This window comes from Capnocytophaga leadbetteri (assembly GCF_003054025.1).
Classification (GTDB): Bacteria; Bacteroidota; Bacteroidia; order Flavobacteriales; family Flavobacteriaceae; genus Capnocytophaga; species Capnocytophaga leadbetteri.
The window spans coordinates 98354-118374 of record NZ_QBKG01000002.1; the positions used below are offsets into that span (position 1 = coordinate 98354).

Genomic DNA, 20021 nt, shown 5'->3' on the forward strand with positions numbered 1-20021 from the left:
TATTAAAAAGTTAATTTTACACCAAAGTTGATAGTACGATAAGCAGGATATGAGTTTAAATCTAATCCTTGTGCTATAGCACTGCTACCATTGGTACTAACATCGGGGTCAAACCCTTGATATTTGGTAAAGGTAAGTAGATTTTGTGCTCCTACAAACATACGCATCGTTTTAAGGGTTTTTAAATGCCATTTTTCACCTGCAAAAGTATAGCCTAACTCTATGTTGCGTAGTTTTAGAAAGTCAGCATCTTCTACGAAACGAGAGTTTACGTACGAACCGTATAAGAGCTTGTCATTCTTTTGATAACCGCTGCGGGGTACACTATTAGAGGCGTATGCGCGTGTCCAACGGTCAGCAGAGGCTGCCAAACGGTTGTTGTCTTCTAAGTAAATACGGGTGAGGTTTAGCATTTTAGCACCTAACGAAGCTTCAAAGAAAAATGAAAAATCAAAATCTTTGTAAGTAAAACTATTATTGAGTCCTATGATAGTTTTAGGAATACCTGTACCTAATACAGTACGGTCGTTTTCGTCTATTTTACCATCGCCATTTAGGTCTCTAAATTTAGGGTCTCCAGGTGCCGATTTACTTTGGGGGGCATAGCTTTCGCCTTGTTGTATAATGCCGTCAAATACATAACCATAGATTGCACTTAGCGGTTCACCTTCTTTAAGCATCATATATTCTTTTTCTTCGTATGAACCGTGAGGGCGTATGTACTGAAAACGTGGTTTACCATTGTTTAGCTTAAGTACTTTGCTGTCGTTATTGGCTAAGTTGAAGGCTGTACTCCATACAAAACCTTTCTTGTCTATATTAGTAGATTTGATAGCTATTTCAAAACCGCGATTCTCTATCTCTCCATCGTTTACCATCATAGCGGTATATTCAAAACGCCTACCGTCATTCACGTAGTTAGGAAAACCTCCTGAAGGGTGTATAGGGTCAGGGTTTAGTAGGTCTTTAGTACGCTTGATGTAATAGTCAAAGCTAGCTTCCACTCTGCCAATGCTCAAATCTATACCTGCATTCCACTGAGCTGTAGTTTCCCAACGTAGTTTTGGGTTGTAAGGGTTAGAAGGGTACATACCTTTAGTGCCTTCTCCGCCTCCTATATATACATCACGTACTGAATATTGATATTGTGAAAGACCGAAGCGTATACCATCATTACCGCTAAGTCCATAACTAGTGCGTAATTTAATACGACTGAACAGCGGCTTAGCAAAAGCCATAAATGATTCTTCTCCTAAGTGCCAAGCTAAAGAACCAGCAGGGAAAATACCCCAACGATAATCAGCACCAAATACTGAAGAGCCATCAGCACGTACTGACCCGTTGATAATATAACGATTGTTGAAAATGTATTCTGCACGACCAAATACTGAGGCTTTTTTAACTGAAGATTCTCCTGAGCCTATCCAATCTAAGTGTTGTGCTGCTCCTATATTTTTAAAAGAGAATACGTCAGAGGCAAAACCGTAGGCTTGTACTTCATCGCCTTTTCCTTTTTGATATATATAAGAAGTACCTGCTGTTATTTTTATATCGTGTTTACCTTCCATTTTAGGGTGATAAGTAGCTACGCCTTCTATTTGGTGTTTTACATTTTCTTCGTGGCTCAAAAAGGCTTGCCCTTTGTAAGACTGACCGATAGAAGTAGAACGGTCGTAGTATTTTTCTGTTTTTAAATGGTCGTAGGCATAAGTATAACGACCGTTGAGAGTGAGTGAAGGTAATAACTCTATATCAGCATAAGCAGTAGCATACATAGTGTTGAAATGGCGGTAGAGCTGTGCTCCGCTCATCTCTTCAAATACAGCTGGACGGCGTGCCTTAATGCCAAATACATCATAACCTTCTTTATTTTTCCAAGGCTCTAAGTTAAAGATACGATACATAATATTTTTATCAGAAGAGATAGTACCCATATCTAAGAATTTCTTTTTAGATTGCGAAAAACTGAGGTTAGCTCCTGCTTTTACTTTAGAACTTATCTTGTATTGCAGATTAGTACGTCCTCCGTAGCGGTTGTAATTGGTGTTGAGTAGAATGCCAGGTTCATCTAAGTAGTTAGCCGACATAAAGGCTGAAAGGCGGTCTGTACCTCCTGAAACAGAAAGCTGATGTAGCACCGTAAAGGCATCGTGAGTTGTCTCTTTGAGCCAATCTGTACCCTTACCCCGATACGTAGCCTGTTGGGCTGTCCATTTGTTGTATTTAGCATCGCCTGTTTGTTCGTACAGACGGCGAGTAAGAGCAATAGTCTCTCCAGCGTCAAGTAAGTCCCAAGGATTATACATATTCTTATATGAAGTTTGATTAGAATATTCTACATTGAAGACCCCTTCTTTACCTCTTTTAGTAGTGATAAGAATAACTCCATTAGCACCGCGTGCCCCGTAAATAGCAGTAGTCGAGGCATCTTTTAAGATTTCGATAGACGCAATGTCGTCAATACTGATTTGCGACATATTGTCAGTTTGAAATCCATCTATTACATATAGCGGTTCGTTGTCTGCACTTACTGATGAAGCTCCACGAACGCGTATAGACACATTGCCACCAGGTTCTAAAGAGTTTTGACGCACTTGTACTCCTGAGGCACGTCCTTTAAGCATTTGCGACATATCGGCTACTACCCCTGCTTTTACATCATCTGTCTTGATAGAGGTGATAGCTCCTGCCAAGTCGCGCTTTTTAGTAACACCATAACCTACCACTACTACTTCTTCAAGTTTCTTTTGTTCATCAGCAAGTGCGATGTTTAGAGTAGCGGGTGTGTTAATGCTTACTTTTACATTCTGGGTGATATACCCCATAAACGATACTTCTAAAGTTTGTCCTACTGATACTTCTATGGTGTATTTACCATCTATATCAGTACTGACTCCTTTGGTAGTTCCTTTTACTACTACTGAGGCACTCATAAGGGGCTCTTTAGTAGTAGCATCACTAATAGTTCCGCGCAAGGTGCGTTGTTGGGCATATCCGCCTATCACCCATAAGAGCAAAACTAATAAAAATAGATTTCTTTTCATACAATGGTCGTTTGTTTGTATTTTGATGGCTCAAAGGTACAAAAGAGATGTAAATAGTGGGTTCACTATCGTCTGAAAAAGGTTTGAAAATGTCTAATTCAGTTTAATAGTCTGGTTATCAGTGTTAAAAAAGGCTGCTCAATACAAATGAGCAGCCTAATATAGTATGATAAAATGTTTTAAGATAATATATTTATTTCCAATCTTTCTTCTTCGATGTTTTACCTATACCTGGGTTGAAGGTATTGGTAGGGTCAAGACTGTTGTAAAAGTTCTTAAGGTCATCGTTAGCGTGATAGAGGTGTCCTACATTGTGTTCAGCAGGATATTGAGCGCCGCGCTTGTCTAATAGTTTGAGCATCTCTTCTTCTATCTCTTCGCAGTTATACCCTTTCTTTATTACGTAGTCTTGGTGAAATACGTGACACATAAAGTGTCCGTAGTATAACTTGTGCAAGATTTTGTTGTCAATTTCGGGCGGTAGTTTCTCAAACCAATCCTCGTCGTTACGACGCAAAGCAATGTCTAAAGCTACAATATCTTCCACCTCTTTTTCGTGTACTGAGCGATAGCGTATAGCGGCTGAAGCTACTGCAAAGCGCAATAACATAGCGGCTTGAGCTAATTTAGCATCACACTCTATATAAGCCCCTTTACTACTGTCAGCAAACTCTTTTTTTAGATATTCGCGAGCCTCTTCTACTCCTTTACCTCCCATTTTCAATACAAGATGATGCTCGTACTGATTGCGGTAGTCCCATAGTATTTGGGGCAAGTGTTTAGGCATCAGTTTAGAAGTTGCTTGCAAAAACTTCTCGCTGAAGTGGTTAGGCATAAAAGGCAGTTTTTTAGCTACACGGTCAGCCCACGCTTTCATAGCAAAAAGACGCGGTAAGTATTCTGTCCCTACATTTTTGATATACCAGAAAGTATCTTTTCCATATTTAGCAGCTATATCAAAAGCGGTGCGGTGTATATACTCTCCTGAGATAGGTATTTGTTCAAACGAACCCAACATATCTCGGCGTAGCTTGGTAAGTACAGCTGTGTCATTAGTACCTATATAGAATACGGCTGTATTTTTTTCAGCAGCGAAAGTATCTACACGTACGGCAAAGATAGCTAACCTACCGGCGCTTCCTGAAGCTTCATATAGGCGAGCAGGGTCAGCGTTAAAACGTGCTGGTGTATCGGCATTTATCTGGCGTACGTGGTCGCAATAGTGGTGGTCGTGTCCTTTTTTACCAGTATTCTTAATGTCTTTAGTCTGGTATTTTCCTTCTTGCAGATTGGTCAGTATCTCTTTGGGGGTTTCGCCTAAGTCAATACCCAAGTGGTTTATAAGCTCTAACTTACCTTCAGCGTTTAGCTGGGCAAATAGTGCCATTTCGGTATAAGCAGGACCTCGTTGTACTAACGAACCTCCTGAGTTGTTGCATACCCCTCCAATTACTGAGGCTCCTATGCAAGACGAACCTATCACCGAGTGTGGTTCGCGTCCGTAAGGCTTAAGTTCTGCTTCAAGGTGGTTTAGGGTCGAACCTGGCAAGCATACGGCTTGTTCAGCGTTTAATATTAGTTGTACATTGTCATTGCGCATAGTGTTGATAATCACTACATCGCGGTCGTAGTCATTCCCAAAAGGGTTAGACCCACCTGTGATGCCGGTATTAGCAGCTTGCGAGATGACGATTACATCAGCAGCCACACAAGCTTCTAATACTTGCCACTGTTCCCACAAGGTCGCCGGACGTACTACTGCTATGGCATTTCCCGTCCCAAAGCGGTAACCAGTACGAAATCTTTCGGTTTGTGCAGGGTCGGTCATTACGTACTTTGCGCCTACTATGTTGCGCAAGGTACTCAATAAGTTTTGTGTATTCATTTTTTTGATTTATAGGTGAGTGTTACTCCAAATTGCGGTTGAGTGAGGTAGTCGGTCTGTATATAGGGCTCTAAAGAAAGCCGTTCATCTACGTTAAATTGTTTCAAGTGGGCATCAACGTTTGCCTCTATCACGTTTAGGGCATACATACCTATCCCTATAAGTATCGAAAGTTCTTTGTTACGCCTGTAAAACTGTATACCGCGGCGTAGCCCATCAGTGCTCAGAAGCGGTTGTCCATCAAGGTAAAACTCGTCATCAGTATACCCTTGCTGTCGTCGTTTGTAGGCAGTTAAATAGCGGTCGTACTCTTTAGAATTTCGTATATAGAAATAGATAGGTGTGCCAATAGCAGCATACACTAAGGGTACTTTCCAATAGCTTTTGTTGTATATCTGCCCCAACCCAGGTATTACAGCTGAGTAAAAGGCAGCTTTGGCAGGTGATAAAGGGTCTGTATTCCACGTTATTTTGTTTAGGTTGTTTTGCATAACGGCTACCTGCATCGAGTCTGAAGGTATTGTCGCAACCTCCTCCTTTTGTGCATACGCCATACGCCCTCCTAATAGGAGAACCATTATCAAAATAACTTTATTCATCTCTTTTGTCTAATAATCTTTGTATGCGCTTAAAATCTTCTTCAGAGTTAAAAGGTATCGTTAGGCTACCTTTTCCGTCTTTACTCATTTTTACGGCAACTTTTGTACCAAAGAAGTGGTTGAAAGTACTGATGTGCTCCTTTATATAAGAAGGCACTTCAGTTTTGCTACTGTTTTTGGGCAGACTTACACTAGCTACTTCAGTAGTTTCAGGGTTTTGAATGCGGCGTACTAATTCTTCGGTATCGCGTACCGAAAGATTATCTGCTATGATGCGTTCATATACTTCAGCCTGTTGTTCAGGGTTTTCTATTGGTATGATAGCGCGTCCGTGCCCCATACTTATAAAACCATCGCGTATACCTGTTTGCACAATAGGTGCTAACTTCAGTAGCCGCAAATAGTTGGTGATGGTAGAGCGTTTTTTCCCTACGCGCTTACTCATTTGGTCTTGGGTTAGGTTTACTTGCTCTATTAGCTGTTGGTACGAAAGGGCTATCTCTATAGGGTCTAAATCCTGACGCTGTATATTCTCTACCAATGCCATTGTCAGCGAGTCGTTGTCATCGGCTATTCTGATGTAGGCGGGTATTGTTTTAAGTCCTGCCAATTTAGAGGCGCGAAAACGGCGTTCACCCGAAATAAGTTGATATTTGTTCCCTTCTTCTAATTTGCGAACGGTGATAGGCTGTACTACCCCTAATTCCTCTATAGACGAAGCGAGCCCTTGCAACTCTTCTTCGTTGAAAGAGGTACGTGGTTGGAAAGGGTTTGTCTCAATCAGGTCGAGCTCTAATTCTATAATATTTCCTACTATCTTATCGGCATTCTTGTCGTTGATAGAGCTAATCGTAGCTTCAGGACTGTTGCCGAAGATAGCAGATATTCCTCTTCCTAAGGATTGTTTTTTAGCAGGTTTCGTCATTAGGCTGTCTTGTTTTTATCTATGATTTCTTGAGCTAAGTTGATGTGGTTAGTTGCCCCTTTGCTAGTAGCATCATAGTTGATGATAGTCTCACCAAAGCTGGGGGCTTCACTTAGGCGCACATTGCGTTGTATAATGGTTTTAAACACCATATTGCTAAAGTGTTTTTGCACTTCTTCTACCACTTGGTTTGATAGGCGCAAGCGTGCATCATACATAGTCAGTAATAGCCCTTCGATGTCTAAATTAGGGTTAAACGACTTTTGTACACTTTTGATAGTGTTCAACAGCTTGCCCAATCCTTCCAAAGCAAAGTATTCGCACTGTATAGGCACGATTACCGAGTTAGCAGCTGTTAGTGCATTTAGGGTGATGAGCCCTAATGACGGAGCGCAGTCTATTAGTATATAGTCATATTGGTCGCGTATGGGCGCTAAGGCTTTTTTAAGCATATACTCGCGCTCTTGTTTGTCTACTAACTCTATTTCAATGGCTACCAAGTTGATGTGGGCAGCTATCAAATCAAGGTTAGGAGAGCTAGTATGTATAATCATATCTTTAGCGTCCATAGTATGCTCAAGTAGTTCATAGGTGCCGTGTTCTATCGAATCTACATTGATGCCTAAACCCGAAGTAGCATTCGCCTGAGGGTCAGCGTCAATAAGCAATACTTTTTTCTCTAACACCCCCAATGAGGCTGCTAAGTTTACTGAGGTAGTAGTTTTTCCTACCCCTCCTTTTTGGTTTGCAATAGCAATTATTTTACCCATTTGTTTTGTGTTTTAAAAGTTAAACGGAAGCCCTTGTTTGGCTACAGCAGCCAGTGTGGCTTCGTTCTTTTCTGTAGCTTTGGCTATAGCCTTGTTTAGTGTAAGTATCAAAAAGTCTTCTAAGGCTTCTTTGTCTTCCAAAAGCGTATCGCTTATGCTAATTGATTTAATTTCTCTGTTAGCAGTGATGGTTACTTTTACGCTCCCATCAGCGGTAGATTCTTCCAAGAGTACATTGCTGAGTTGCTCTTTAGCTTCGTCAGTTTTTTGTTTAATCTCTTGGAGCTTACCCATCATATCCATCATATTTCCAAACATAGTATTCTGTTTTTTTTGAGGGTGCAAAAGTAAGCATTTTTTCTAACATCACACAAAAAATACAATCAATAATTGTGCTACCATTATTCGTAAGAAAGTAGTAAGAGGGTATACGCTTGCGTAGGTAAGGGCTGGTATTTCAGAGTTCGACATATCATTAGCAAAAGCCAATGCTGGGGGGTCAGTAGAAGCTCCTGAAAGCAATCCACAGATTTCCAAATAGTCTAATTTGCCTTTTATACGCGCAATAAGCGAAGTTACTAATAATGGTATTAGAGTGATAAGTACTCCCAAGCCCATCCAGTAAAGTCCATCGCCGTGCAATAAAGTTTCTATAAATTTAGCTTTAGCATCTAAACCTACACTAGCAAGGAATAACACAATACCTATTTCGCGCACCATTAGGTTGGCACTTTGCGATACGTAATGGGTCACTGAGAATTTTCCACCATATCTACTGATAAGTATAGCAACAATAAGAGGCCCTCCCGCCAAACCTAAGCGTACAGCACCTGGTATACCTGGTATTGAGAAGGGGATAGAGCCCAATAACACCCCAAGAGTAATACCCATAAAGAGCTCTGCTATATGTGGGGTCTGTAGGCGGCGTTTAGAGTTGCCAAATTCTTTACTTACTAATTGTATGTGGGTTTCATCGCCTATTACGGTGATAGTATCACCAAATTGCAACTTAGTGTGGGCTGAAGGTACGAACTCCACTCCCGCACGAAATACGCGGGTTATAGTCACCCCAAAGCGTCTGCGCACATCCAATTCTCCTAAAGTTTTAGTGAAAATAGCACGTTGTGTTACGTTGATACGGCGCGAGGTGTAGCGCATATCTTTTTCATCAGGAAAATAATCAGTCATAGCTACACTATCGCCCATTAGCGTGAAGAACTTTTCATTCTCTCTCTGGTTAGCTACTACTAATACCACATCGCCTTCTTCTATTAGGGTGTCAGCATCAGCTAAGAGTATTTCACCTTTTCGGCACATACGCGAAATGGTAAAATCAAAATCGAGCGTCTTCTTAATAACGCTTAGTTTTTTGCCAAATAGAGATGGATTGGATACTTTGATAGCAAAACGATTGATAATTACTTGGTCTTTAGAATGCCGTAGTGAGTTTAATCGTTTTTCAGCTTCAATATTTACTTTGAAAATACCTCTTAAGCCCAACATCACAATGATAATACCAAATACCCCAAACGGATAAGCTACTGCATACATAGTAGTAAGCGAGGGGGCATCTTCGCCAAACCTCTCAGCCAACGCAGCATTGGCAGCTCCCAAACCAGGCGTATTAGTTACGGCTCCCGACATTATCCCTACTAAGGTACTCATATCGGTATTCGTAAGGTAGTGAATGGCAATTACCGTAGCCACACAGGTGGCTATTGATATTACTGCCAACAGATTGAGCTTAATGCCTTCTTTCTTAAAGGCGGAAAAGAATCCTGGCCCTACCTGTAGCCCAATGGTATAGACAAAGAGTATAAGCCCAAATTCTTTAATAAAGTGCTGAATGTGAGTGTTTACCGTAAAACCCATTTCAGCCATAGCAATGCCCGCGAAAAGTACCCAAGCAATACCAAATGAGATGCCGAAAAATTTAACCTTTCCTAAGGCAACTCCTATCGCGATGACCACACTATACACTATCACAGTGTAAGCCACACTCTCGTGGTCGGCCATCAAGTTCCAAAGCCATTCCATTTTTAATGTTTAATTTGATTGATTTTGTTATTCTATTTTGCTAATTTTTTACTTTGAAAATAGACTGTCCAAAAAGTTTTTCGTGTATGCTGACCATCACATCTCCCCCTTCGAAGGGGGAGGGGGGATGTTAATAATCATAGAGTTATGAAAATCTAATTTGTATTAATGTTTTAAGGTGAAAAAAACTTTTTGGACAGCTTTACTATTCCTTTATTACCCCAAGAACGGATAACGATAATCTACTGGTGGTACAAAAGTTTCTTTGATAAGGCGAGGCGATACCCAGCGCAATAAGTTCTGTGCCGAACCTGCCTTGTCGTTAGTACCTGAGGCACGTGCGCCACCAAAAGGTTGTTGTCCTACTACAGCTCCTGTAGGTTTGTCGTTTACGTAGAAGTTACCTGCCGCATTTTCAAGGGCTTTCACCGCTTCGTCTATCGCGTAACGGCAAGTAGCAAATACCGCTCCTGTAAGGGCGTAAGCCGAGGTTTCATCTACTAATTTTAGCGTTTCTTCCCACTTAGCATCTTCGTATATATACACGGTTACCACAGGCCCAAAAAGCTCAGTTTCCATAGTGGTGTAATGCGGATTAGAGGTAACAATTACGGTAGGTTCTATAAAGTACCCTTTGCTCTTGTCGTAACTACCGCCTACGAATATTTCTGCATCTTTATCTTTCTTGGCTTGGTCTATGTATTTAGCCAATTTGTCAAAAGAATTTTCGTGAATAACAGCCGTGATAAAGTTCTCTAAGTTTTCAGGAGAACCCATTTTGAAAGACAATACGTCTTTTTTTACCAATTCCAATGTTTCCTCAGCCTTCGATTTAGGTAAGTATACACGAGAGGCAGCACTACATTTTTGCCCTTGGTACTCAAATGCGCCACGAGTGATAGCCGTAGCTACTTGCTTTGCACAAGCACTTGGGTGGGCAAGGATAAAGTCTTTACCGCCTGTTTCACCTACTATCTTAGGATAAGTTCTGTAGTTATGAATGTTGTTGCCTATTTTCTTCCAAATATCTTGGAAAACATTGGTAGAACCTGTAAAGTGGATACCAGCAAAATGCGGACTAGCCAGTAGCGCATCAGTAATCATCGCTGCATCACCGTGCAGTACATTAATAACCCCATCTGGCAAACCTGCTTTCTTAAATACTTCTACTATCATATTAGCCGAAAATACTTGCGAAGCACTTGGTTTCCAAATTACTACGTTACCCATTAGGGCAGCACTTGCAGGTAGGTTGCCCGAGATAGCGGTGAAGTTAAATGGAGTAACGGCATATACAAATCCCTCTAATGGGCGATATTCTACGCGGTTCCATACCCCTTCTGACGAGTTAGGCTGATCGTTGTAGATATTAGCCATAAATTCCACGTTGAAACGCAAGAAGTCTATCAACTCGCAAGCAGAATCTATTTCAGCTTGGTGTACAGTTTTAGATTGTGCAATCATTGTGGCAGCGTTCATTTTAGCGCGATAAGGTCCTGCGATAAGGTCAGCAGCTTTCAAGAAGATAGCGGCGCGTTCTTCCCACGCAAGAGCAGCCCATTTCTTACGTGCTTCAAGGGCTACAGCTATCGCTTTTTCTACCTCTGCTTTGCTAGCGTTGTGGTAAACGCCCAGGCAGTGCTTGTGGTCGTGTGGAGGGTGTATCTCGCTCGTGTTGCCAGTGCGTACTTCCTCACTGCCAATGTATAGCGGAGCATCTACACGGGTGTTCCATAATTCTTTGTAGGCTTTTAGCACCGCTTCGCGCTCAGGGCTACCTGGTGCATAACTCTTTACAGGCTCATTTACAGCCTTAGGTACTCTAAAAAATCCTTTTCCCATTGTTATTTTGTGTTTTAAGTTTGTTGATGTATTAAAAATTTTCGGCTAAGATACAACAATTATTTGAACCACCAAAATTTAAAAAGAAAAAACTTTGCCAAAGGCATAACCTCTGGCAAAGTTCTTCTTTTGTTCTTTGTATTTTGTCTCTCCTCTTTACAAAAAGGTACCACTACTTTCAGGATTGAGGGTTGATGAGAGAATATCGTTTCGGTCTTTTTCGATTTCAGCTTTGGTCGCGCCAAATTCGCGCATTGCATCTTCTATTTGTTCATCTTCTGCTATGATATCTGTATAGATATGAATAGGGATTTTCACTTCCATAACTTTATTAGCCGGAAGGGTACTATAAGTTAATCCAGCGGGTTTGGTAGCGAAATAGCCTAACACAATTTGCAAATCGAAATTTACATAAGCTCTTTTGATTTCAAAAAAGCCTTTTAAGCCTATTTGCTCTTTACGGAGCACACCTTTGGGGGCATTGGGGTTATTGTCTATACCTGCCCCTCCTTTGATATACAACTCTTCAGGATTGGTATCGCGGTATTTGTATCGCAAGGCTTCAGCTTGGGTAGGCACTGTAGTATTACTAGCTACTGCTGTGAAATTATCGGCGATAAAGAAGAATTGATAGTGATTAGGAGCCTGACCAGTAGTCAAGAGTGAGTTTATACGTTTGCCCTCTTTATCATAGAAGATAAGTTCTATTCCAGATAGTGATACTCCAGCTTCATCATTACTTCCTTCCCAACGGATAGCGGTAGAATTGTTGCTTGCGGGGGTAATAACGCCATTTTTGTTCTCAAAATAGAAATGTTGTACTGTTTTGAGGTATTTCACGGGATAGTCGGGGTTACCGTGGAAATAGCCGTGAGAATGCCCTTTGGTAAATCGCACTTCAAGTTGGCTCCACTTAGCCATAAACTCTTCAGTAGTAACTGTGGTGGTAGAAGTTGTGGTAACGGTAGTAGTAGAAGTTTGAGTAGTAAGAGGGGTTACTTTATTATCATCTTTGCTACAAGCGCTAAAAGCAGTAGCCATCACTACTAAAAGAAAAGTGTATTTTAAAAATTGATATATATTTTTCATCGTTTTTTTAATGTTAAAAAGGTTATTGTTTAATTTCTATGGGTAGTGTCATATCCGAATCTAATTGAAACGCATTAGAGTATTCCACTACATTATAAGGGCGCTCTTCTTGGTTTTGTGGGTTGAGCTTGTTAGCAGTGAGAAAGTGTGCTAACTTAATTCGCAAGGTATAATTGCCGGCAGTCGCTTCGTCTTTAATGTGGAAAATACCTTTCAGTCCCACAGGGTCGCGTAGTTCTGGGTGCTTTTTGTCCCAAGTGCGCAGGCGCAATTTTACCCCTTGTGTGCCGTAAGTGCTATTCTCAGGGTCAGTGTCCTGATATTCATAACTTACTACCTTGTTCATAGCGGTTACCATCGCATCTCTTCCTTCTTTATTTTCAGGGTAATTTCCTTGAAATAACTGAAAGAAGTGTTGGTGAATAGGTGCCATTTCAGCAGTTACAAACTCGTGGTTCATACGCACTCCGTTGTTGTAATACACTATCTCGAACAGGTACTCGTGCCCTACTTGCCATTGTATAGGGCTATTGATGTCGTACACTATTCCCTTAGGCGACTTGTTAGCGGCACGCTCTTGTACTGCCTTAGTGCCTTTATCGGTGATGATAAACTGTACCTTGTCGGGCATATCGTGTCCTCTGTCTTTAGTCTCGTCAGTAGGTGGTTTTGGTTTACTATCGTCCTTACTACAGCCACTTACGGCAAAACACACTAAAATTATCATACTGATAGCTTTTAAATAATATGATATTTTTTTCATTTTTTTTGATGTCTTTTAAAAATTATAAATCAATCTCACGAATACATTCCTACCCAAATCGTGGGCGTAATACCTAAACCGATTGGTGTATTCCTTGTATTCTGTGTTCAAAAGGTTTTCGGCAGAAAGCCTTATCCCTAAAGTTTGTTGTCCTCCTATCTTCAGCGTTGTTCCTATGTTAGCCTCAAAAAGGTGATAAGCATCAGGGGTAGTAGGCACTAACTCTTGGGCAGGTTCAAAGCGGGTTTGTTGGGCTACAAAGGTGTGTCCTATACCCACAGCAAAATTTCTTACCAACCCTCTATTGCGCTCTACGTTCCATTTTAACTGCTGATTTATGCGCGGAGCAGGTATAAAAGGGAAGTATCGCTTAGTCTGCATTTCATTAGCAAAAACTACAGAGCCCTTCAGTTCATAGTTCAGCTCTTGGTCGCTTAGGCTATGCCACTTCAGCAAAGGTAGTTTTGCATCAAGGTCTACGCCTCTAAAGAAAGCATCAGCTTGGGCGTACTGAAAGATAGGGTACACCCCCGAAAACAAGGTACGCGTTTCACCTGTAGGGTAGTCGTAAATATAATTTTGTATCCATTGTAGGTACATATCTACATTTACACGTATCTTGCGGTTGTTAAAAGTAAAGCTGGTGAGCCACTTAAGCCCTGTTTCCGATTGCAGCGTCTCATCGCCTAAATCATAGGTACCTGCTCCGTGGTGCAAGCCACTGCTGTACAGCTCGTTTACGTGAGGGGCACGCCACGCCAAACCTATATAGCTGCCTACGTCTATCCAACTAGAGAGGTGGTGCGAGGCTCCTATACTGTAGGTCAGGTTGTGAAACTGGTGTTCTCCTCCGTAGCGTTGCGAGTACATATCGTAGCCATCAGCGTTTAGGTATTTGTAGTCATACCTAAGCCCTGCTTGGGCTTGCCATTTCATATAAGAGTAACGTTGTATCCCAAAAATGCCGTAACTAAGCGAAGCAAAGTTAGGGATTACAGGCACTACCCCCGTACCGGGTTGGTTGTAGTTGTCCTGCTTGCTAAAGCTACCCCCTATCATCGTTCCCCAACGGTAGCGGTAAGAGTGTTCCCAATCTACATCAAGGGTGTGAGTGGTGAGCTCCATATTCAGGGCTGGGATGCGCGTCCTATCCATCCTACGCAAACTAAACTCTTGGCGTATATCTTTCTGAAAAGCGTATTGTGCCGTCAGTTTACTGCCTAAAGGCAAAAGGTAAAACGCTTTGGCTTTCAGCAGGTGATGTACTACCTTTTGCTTAGGAGCATTGATAGAGTACGAAAACGGATAGGTAGTCAGCGGTCTACCGATTTCAAACCTGCCTAATAGGTCGTCTAAATTCCCTATATGCGACCCGTAGAATACACTGCTCTCATTCTCATAACGGCTGTAAAACACTTCAGCAGTACCTTTGTTTTTCTGTACGCCTGTCGCTACCGAAAAGTTCGCCTCACGGGCTGCGGTGTTGTTCAGCAGATAGTTAGCGGTACTGAGGTCGCCCGAACGTTTTAGGGTACCTTGCACCCGCCATGCCCACGAATGCAGCTTAGGTACAGACCCCTCTACGCTTGCCGTTAGGGCAGTCTTTCTACCGTTTGAAGCAAATGAGGGCAATAACTTACCGTGCAGTCCATCGCCGTAAGGCAGTTTGTTTGGGCTGATGAGTATTACCCCACCCAGTGCATCCGAACCATAGCGCACAGCCTCAGCTCCTTTCACTACGCTTATCTGGTCAGCCACCATAGGGTCTATTTCAGGAGCGTGGTCAGCCCCCCATTGTTGTCCCTCTTGGCGTACCTCGTTGTTGAGTATCAAAATACGATTGCCGTGCAAACCATGAATCACAGGCTTGGCTATAGTACCCCCCGTTTGTATCATCGAAACACCTGCTACTTGGGTAAGTATTTTAGACAGTTCGTCTCCCGAATGCTTTAGAAAACCATCTTGCTTAATAACCTGAACCCTATAAGGCAACCTACATTCTATCACAGAAGTATTATGTCCTACCACTGTTACCGCATCTAACTGATTAACAGTCTCTTTCATTACTACCTTGTAAGGTTGAGCGATAGGCAGCGTAAGCGTTGCTTCGTAATCGTGATAACCGAGATAAGTAATTTTGATAGGATAAGACCCTTTAGGAGTTTTCTCAATAGCTACCTTGCCGTCAGAGTCCGTTAGATAGTGTTTGCCCATAAAGTGCACCACCGCTCCTGCCAACGGCAATTGTTGAGTATCTTCTACTTGCAGTTGTAAGCGTCCTTGTCCAAAAGCCGAAAACGCACACAACAGTAGCAGAAGAGATAATATCTTTTGCATAAGAATTTAATTTGAAAATTAATTGATTTCTCAATTTGCTAATTGGCAAATTGACTCATTGACAAATTAACAGGCGGTCCTCTTGAAAAGATAGTAAAGACAGTTTGCGGAATGTCTTTTTCAATAAAGAAGAAAATAGTTGAAACGTTCTGCTCCCATAAATGATAAGTAAAGAAAGAAGGAGCAAAGAACTGGTGAAGTTGTAGAAAGATACAATCGTGGTGAGTATCTATAGCCGAAAAGTGTGCTTCGTGCTTACATTCACTACCTGTAGCAATAGCGCATAACTCCTTATTTGTGTGGTGGTTATGAAAAAACTCACCCACAGGGAAAGCCACTTTTAGCATACATAGCAGCAGCAAAGAGGCAATTAAGCGTATATGTACAGATTTCTTTTGTATCATTCCAACGGCAAAGGTAAAAAATAATTTTTAATTAAGCATTATATATTAAATTTTGAGTATCTTTTTTTTCTGTAAGTTTAGGTTAATCATCAAAATCTATATAATTCAACTTGCTAGTTATTGATTATTTTAAATAACTAGCAAGTTGAATTATTTAATAAATTTCAAATTCAGTTTTACCTTTTGGGATATGTAAAAGATAATCTAATTTAGCCTCTACCCATTTTCCTTCTCTTTTAAACTTACACAATAATGCAGAAGCTCCTTGAAAACCATCTTTCTTTTTGCTTTTTAAGCCTACTAATCTACCCTCTCCATAAAAAACTAACTCATAATTTTCCAATGGATAGAACTCTAAATTGTCTGCTCCTGCAATAGAAATAAGTTCCTCCCACCCCTCTTGCACTTCTTCTTCATCAAAATATTGGGCAATGGCTTGGTCTTTCATTTTATTAAATGAAAACTGAGCAATTCCATCTAAATCTCGCTCTTTAAATGATTTTTGAATCATTTGATAAGCTTGTAACACTTTTTGTTCCAAGAGCTTCTTGTCAAAATTTCTCAAATCTTGACTATCTTTCCAACCTTCTATTTTATAAGGCACTTCGGGGAGCGTAAAGGTTACTGTTTGCTCAAAATATTCTTTACCAGCATATTTGAAAAAACCGTTCTCATCCTCTGGAGTCTGATATATGAATAAATTACTTTGTTGTTTTTCTATTGCGAATTCATTTTGGTTGTCATAGCTACCTATTCCTAATTTAACAGCTGAATTGTTCAAAAATTCTCCAAATTCTTCTGTAGCATACATCCTTAGTTTTATCGTTTGATTTGAAAAATTCAAAAGATATGGATTTATTGTAAAACTACTAGACCCTCCTTCTCCATAGTTTTTATAGGCTAAGATATCATTTATATACAATTCAATGTAACAATGACCAAACTCAAAATCTACTTGGTAGATAGGTTCATAATTATAATGACTAACTTGTTTTGCAATCTCTTCTACAAGATTGTTGGCAGTGATGTTTGGATTTTGTGTTATCATAGTTTTTTGTGAACAGCTTTGTAAGCTGAGTAATAAAAATAGTGTTAATACTGCTTTTTTCATTATGCTTAAGATTTAAATAATTCAACTTGCTAGTTGAAAAGTTAAAAAAATAAAAACAACTCCAATGCTTTGCAAAGACAAAATTACATCAATTTTTTGTATTATCGATGATATTTATACGATAGCCTATCTATTAAAACTAAAATAGACATTGTTATTTAACAGTTTACTAATCTAATCCTTTCTTCTTTATCTCTATAATTACTTCATCATTAGATAAATAAAATATAGTATCATTCTTTTTCTCTTTTATATAACTGACATATTTTTTATCGGAATATATAGTATCAATATCAAAGCTATTTAATAAGGCTACATCATTTTTTAGTTCTGACAATGTATATTTCAAAAAACCATTAGATCTATTCCAAAAAACTTCTTTTAACTTTCCTTCCTTATCGTAGTGAGAAATGGTTTTTATATTTAACTTTCCGTAGCTATTTTCTATAAAACCTATAGAATTATAAGAATACTCTTTACTTACTTTTTTTGTACAGATAATTTCAAACTCAGTTTCTTTAACACTACAATTTATAAGTAGAAAACTAATAAAAATGCTTAATTTTATTTGGTATTTCATCCTTTATAGTCATTATGTGTTTCACTATTATAAGTACCCCCCCATATGTATTATTTATAGGAATCTCTAAAAATATAGAAATTTCCTTCATTTTCCCTGATATGTTGTCCTCCTGTCTCACAAGGTATTATCTGATGTACTTCAATAATAGAGGCGTTTAGAGCTAATTCTTTTCCTCATAGATAAACAACGTATTTCCGGAGTCCAGAAGAAACATTTTATCATCATAGAACTTTATATCCATAACTCTTTCATAGGTTTCTACCTTGTGAATCCACTTATATTCGCCTGTTTCGGGGTCAATGGCAAGGATAAAAGCGTATCCAGATATAAAGACTTCATACCATAATAATCCTTTATGATATACTACCCTATGACCAGCAGGCCAGTATGTTTCTCCATTATATTCAAAATCAGGTAGGCGATCGTATTTTCTTCCATAACCATACTTTTCTCCATTATCTAAATTCACCCAATATAAAGAGAGCCCTGTACAGACATAGCCTAAGTTTCCTACGATCTCCATAGTCCGTGCATAGTAATCACTTTTCCAAATAAGAGAACCATCCTTTTGAGAAATACAAACAATGCCCCTTTTAGCAATCACTATAAAGGTATTTTTATAAGGATGCACAGAATATATCTCTATTTCTTCTTCCTTAGAAAAAAAGTCTTGTATATTCTGTTGCCTTAGTAAAGAATAGTCACTTTTTACATATATATAAATATATGGATCATATCCCTTAATAACATATTTTTCTGTCACTAAGAGTGTTACTCCTATAATTGGTTTATCTATTTTCTTTAGAATTTCCCCTTTCAATATATCAAATATAATAATATTTTCATTTGTACTACTATATAATATATTCCCATCAAAACATTCTTCCTTATACAAAATTAATTTTATCTCCCCTTTGAAAATCAAAGTTTTTTTTCTTCTATCATATATAAATGTTCTATCATATGTATATTTATCTTCTAAACTTTCTAAGTTGAAGATAATCACATCGTTGTTTACATAATTGTACCTAATCTCTGTCTCTTCTGATTCCCAGAGAACTTCTCCTGTTAAAGATAATTCTTTTAATATACAATTTTCTTCTGTTTTAACATATATTTTTCCGTCTATATAAAAATAGCTAAATATATTTTCCCATTTTTCAATTTGTCTATACATAACTAATTCACAATTTCAAATATTTTTTTAAAATTTTCTGGGTTATCCAACCATTGCAAAAAGGCTTCTGAAGAAATATCATCTACTTTCAACCATTTTGATATTTTTCTTGTAAAGCCACTGGGTTCTTCAAACAATTTCTCTAACTCTTCAATAGGTTTTCCGTCAGCTGTTTTTGCAAATATCCATTGGGTATCACCTAGATTTTTATTCCATTTTCAGAATATCATATTCTGATACTTCATAGCCTGTTATTGTTTTCTATAAAAGCATTCAATAGTTACCCTATTCCTCTTCGTAGATAAAAAGGTTATAGCCTGTATCGGTAACAAACATTTTATTGTCATAAAATCGTATTTCTTCTATATCTTCATAAGTATCTTTGATTTCATAAATCCATTGATATGTTGCTGTTTCAGGATCTATGGCTATTATAAAAGGGTGCTTTGAAGTGTAGACATCATACCACAACAAGCCATTATGGTATACTACTTTATGACCTGAAGGCCAATGATTCTCTCCATTATACTCAAAATCAGGCAAACGAGAATATTTTCTATTATAATTATAGAACTCTCCCGTATCTAAATCAACACGATAAAAAGACAAGCTGGTACACACATAACCATAATGTCCTACAATTTCCATAGTCCGTGCATAATGATCACACTTCCAAATAAGAGAACCATCCTTTTGAGAAAGACAAACAATGCCCATTTTAGCAATTACTATAAAGGTATTTTTATAAGGATGCACAGAATATATCTCTATTTCTTCCTCAGGAAAAAAATCTTGAATATTTTGTTGCCTTAGTAAAGAATAGTCATTTTTTTTATATACATAAATATATATATTAGAATTTGTAACCAAAAAGGAATCCGTGAAAAAACGTATCTGTCCTAACAGATTTAATTGTTTATCTATTAAAACAATATTTTTTGTTATTCTTGCTAAGAAAAAAATTACGTTAAATTCTTCCACAAAAAATCTTACTATCATTGACTCCTTATTAGAAACTGAATAATAATATTTTTCGTTAGGAAAGAAATCTATTAAGGTTAAATCCTTAATAGAAACACCTCTACAATGTTCATCTATAATTACATCCCCTAAATCATATAAACCTCCACCATAATTGACGTTTATTATTTTTAATAAAAGCATAGAGGATAGGTCATATATATAGAGAAAACTTCTATCACTTTGTAAGACAAATATTTTATTTTCCTTACAAATAAAGTATGTAGCCTCTATTTTATTTTTCTTTTTATACATTATTCTGCTATTTGGAAAATTTTCTTAAAGAAATCATCTTCATTTAGTTTTTCTAAAAGAAATCTATTTTTATTATTGTTATTAATAACATCTTTAAATTCAGGAAATAATTTCTTAGTTTGTTCTGTAGAAATTTTTTCTAACTCCTTAATAGGTTTTCCGTCAGCTGTTTTAAGAGCT

Annotated in this window: 16 protein-coding genes; all 16 read right to left on the reverse strand. The window is 38.8% G+C overall.

Annotated elements, in window-relative coordinates:
• Nucleotides 1-2 precede the first annotated feature (2 nt).
• The 16 genes from C8P65_RS03315 to C8P65_RS03390 all read right to left on the reverse strand — a co-directional run bounded on the left by C8P65_RS03315 (nt 3) and on the right by C8P65_RS03390 (nt 19841).
• Nucleotides 3-3044: a SusC/RagA family TonB-linked outer membrane protein gene (locus tag C8P65_RS03315; protein ID WP_107781300.1), complete on the reverse strand. Its 3042-nt coding sequence runs from the start codon at nt 3042-3044 to the stop codon at nt 3-5.
• A gap of 193 nt (nt 3045-3237) precedes the next feature.
• Entirely contained in the window at nt 3238-4929 is a 1692-nt protein-coding gene (gene dld / locus C8P65_RS03320; protein WP_107781302.1) for a D-lactate dehydrogenase, read from the reverse strand.
• Nucleotides 4926-5528, reverse strand: coding sequence for a DUF5683 domain-containing protein (locus C8P65_RS03325; protein WP_095913131.1), 603 nt, complete (start codon nt 5526-5528; stop codon nt 4926-4928). The genes dld and C8P65_RS03325 overlap by 4 nt, the downstream gene beginning before the upstream one ends.
• Nucleotides 5521-6453 carry a ParB/RepB/Spo0J family partition protein gene (locus tag C8P65_RS03330; RefSeq protein ID WP_107781304.1) on the reverse strand — a complete coding sequence of 311 codons (933 nt, stop codon included), beginning with the start codon at nt 6451-6453 and terminating at the stop codon, nt 5521-5523. Before C8P65_RS03330 ends, C8P65_RS03325 begins: the two co-directional genes overlap by 8 nt.
• The gene (locus C8P65_RS03335) at nt 6453-7223 is read right to left on the reverse strand and encodes a ParA family protein (RefSeq protein WP_009391241.1); all 771 of its coding nucleotides are present in this window, start codon (nt 7221-7223) and stop codon (nt 6453-6455) included. Before C8P65_RS03335 ends, C8P65_RS03330 begins: the two co-directional genes overlap by 1 nt.
• A 12-nt stretch (nt 7224-7235) precedes the next feature.
• Complete coding sequence (locus tag C8P65_RS03340; RefSeq protein WP_034540558.1) at nt 7236-7541, reverse strand: YbaB/EbfC family nucleoid-associated protein; 306 nt, start codon at nt 7539-7541, stop codon at nt 7236-7238.
• 48 nt (nt 7542-7589) lie between these two features.
• Nucleotides 7590-9260 carry a putative transporter gene (locus C8P65_RS03345; protein WP_107781306.1) on the reverse strand — a complete coding sequence of 557 codons (1671 nt, stop codon included), beginning with the start codon at nt 9258-9260 and terminating at the stop codon, nt 7590-7592.
• A 216-nt stretch (nt 9261-9476) separates the two neighbouring features.
• Nucleotides 9477-11102 (reverse strand): L-glutamate gamma-semialdehyde dehydrogenase, encoded by a 1626-nt coding sequence (gene pruA, locus C8P65_RS03350; RefSeq protein WP_107781308.1) that lies wholly within the window; start codon nt 11100-11102, stop codon nt 9477-9479.
• A gap of 156 nt (nt 11103-11258) precedes the next feature.
• On the reverse strand, nt 11259-12191 hold the full coding sequence (locus C8P65_RS03355; RefSeq protein WP_107781310.1) for a hypothetical protein: 933 nt from the start codon (nt 12189-12191) through the stop codon (nt 11259-11261).
• 22 nt (nt 12192-12213) lie between these two features.
• A complete protein-coding gene (locus C8P65_RS03360) occupies nt 12214-12954 on the reverse strand; it encodes a hypothetical protein (RefSeq protein ID WP_107781312.1) in 741 nt (246 codons plus the stop codon).
• Nucleotides 12955-12969: 15 nt separating this feature from the next.
• Nucleotides 12970-15291 (reverse strand): TonB-dependent receptor, encoded by a 2322-nt coding sequence (locus C8P65_RS03365; RefSeq protein WP_107781314.1) that lies wholly within the window; start codon nt 15289-15291, stop codon nt 12970-12972.
• Between the two features lie 38 nt (nt 15292-15329).
• Entirely contained in the window at nt 15330-15695 is a 366-nt protein-coding gene (locus tag C8P65_RS03370; RefSeq protein ID WP_425430557.1) for a hypothetical protein, read from the reverse strand.
• Nucleotides 15696-15849: 154 nt separating this feature from the next.
• Nucleotides 15850-16806, reverse strand: a complete 957-nt coding sequence (locus tag C8P65_RS03375) for a hypothetical protein (RefSeq protein WP_107781316.1) — start codon at nt 16804-16806, stop codon at nt 15850-15852.
• Nucleotides 16807-16975: 169 nt separating this feature from the next.
• Nucleotides 16976-17386: a hypothetical protein gene (locus tag C8P65_RS03380; protein WP_107781318.1), complete on the reverse strand. Its 411-nt coding sequence runs from the start codon at nt 17384-17386 to the stop codon at nt 16976-16978.
• Between the two features lie 163 nt (nt 17387-17549).
• Nucleotides 17550-18566: a hypothetical protein gene (locus C8P65_RS03385; RefSeq protein WP_107781320.1), complete on the reverse strand. Its 1017-nt coding sequence runs from the start codon at nt 18564-18566 to the stop codon at nt 17550-17552.
• Between the two features lie 285 nt (nt 18567-18851).
• Nucleotides 18852-19841: a hypothetical protein gene (locus C8P65_RS03390; RefSeq protein ID WP_211305874.1), complete on the reverse strand. Its 990-nt coding sequence runs from the start codon at nt 19839-19841 to the stop codon at nt 18852-18854.
• Nucleotides 19842-20021: the final 180 nt, after the last annotated feature.

What these genes read in the sequence shown, in the direction of transcription:
- C8P65_RS03340 (WP_034540558.1), bottom strand. Translation starts at nt 7,541, where the DNA reads ATGTTTGGAAATATGATGGATATGATGGGTAAGCTCCAAGAGATTAAA.
- C8P65_RS03385 (WP_107781320.1), bottom strand. Translation starts at nt 18,566, where the DNA reads ATGTATAGACAAATTGAAAAATGGGAAAATATATTTAGCTATTTTTAT.
- C8P65_RS03315 (WP_107781300.1), bottom strand. Translation starts at nt 3,044, where the DNA reads ATGAAAAGAAATCTATTTTTATTAGTTTTGCTCTTATGGGTGATAGGC.
- C8P65_RS03335 (WP_009391241.1), bottom strand. Translation starts at nt 7,223, where the DNA reads ATGGGTAAAATAATTGCTATTGCAAACCAAAAAGGAGGGGTAGGAAAA.
- C8P65_RS03365 (WP_107781314.1), bottom strand. Translation starts at nt 15,291, where the DNA reads ATGCAAAAGATATTATCTCTTCTGCTACTGTTGTGTGCGTTTTCGGCT.
- C8P65_RS03390 (WP_211305874.1), bottom strand. Translation starts at nt 19,841, where the DNA reads ATGTATAAAAAGAAAAATAAAATAGAGGCTACATACTTTATTTGTAAG.
- dld (WP_107781302.1), bottom strand. Translation starts at nt 4,929, where the DNA reads ATGAATACACAAAACTTATTGAGTACCTTGCGCAACATAGTAGGCGCA.
- C8P65_RS03375 (WP_107781316.1), bottom strand. Translation starts at nt 16,806, where the DNA reads ATGAAAAAAGCAGTATTAACACTATTTTTATTACTCAGCTTACAAAGC.
- C8P65_RS03380 (WP_107781318.1), bottom strand. Translation starts at nt 17,386, where the DNA reads ATGAAATACCAAATAAAATTAAGCATTTTTATTAGTTTTCTACTTATA.
- pruA (WP_107781308.1), bottom strand. Translation starts at nt 11,102, where the DNA reads ATGGGAAAAGGATTTTTTAGAGTACCTAAGGCTGTAAATGAGCCTGTA.
- C8P65_RS03370 (WP_425430557.1), bottom strand. Translation starts at nt 15,695, where the DNA reads ATGATACAAAAGAAATCTGTACATATACGCTTAATTGCCTCTTTGCTG.
- C8P65_RS03330 (WP_107781304.1), bottom strand. Translation starts at nt 6,453, where the DNA reads ATGACGAAACCTGCTAAAAAACAATCCTTAGGAAGAGGAATATCTGCT.
- C8P65_RS03345 (WP_107781306.1), bottom strand. Translation starts at nt 9,260, where the DNA reads ATGGAATGGCTTTGGAACTTGATGGCCGACCACGAGAGTGTGGCTTAC.
- C8P65_RS03355 (WP_107781310.1), bottom strand. Translation starts at nt 12,191, where the DNA reads ATGAAAAATATATATCAATTTTTAAAATACACTTTTCTTTTAGTAGTG.
- C8P65_RS03325 (WP_095913131.1), bottom strand. Translation starts at nt 5,528, where the DNA reads ATGAATAAAGTTATTTTGATAATGGTTCTCCTATTAGGAGGGCGTATG.
- C8P65_RS03360 (WP_107781312.1), bottom strand. Translation starts at nt 12,954, where the DNA reads ATGAAAAAAATATCATATTATTTAAAAGCTATCAGTATGATAATTTTA.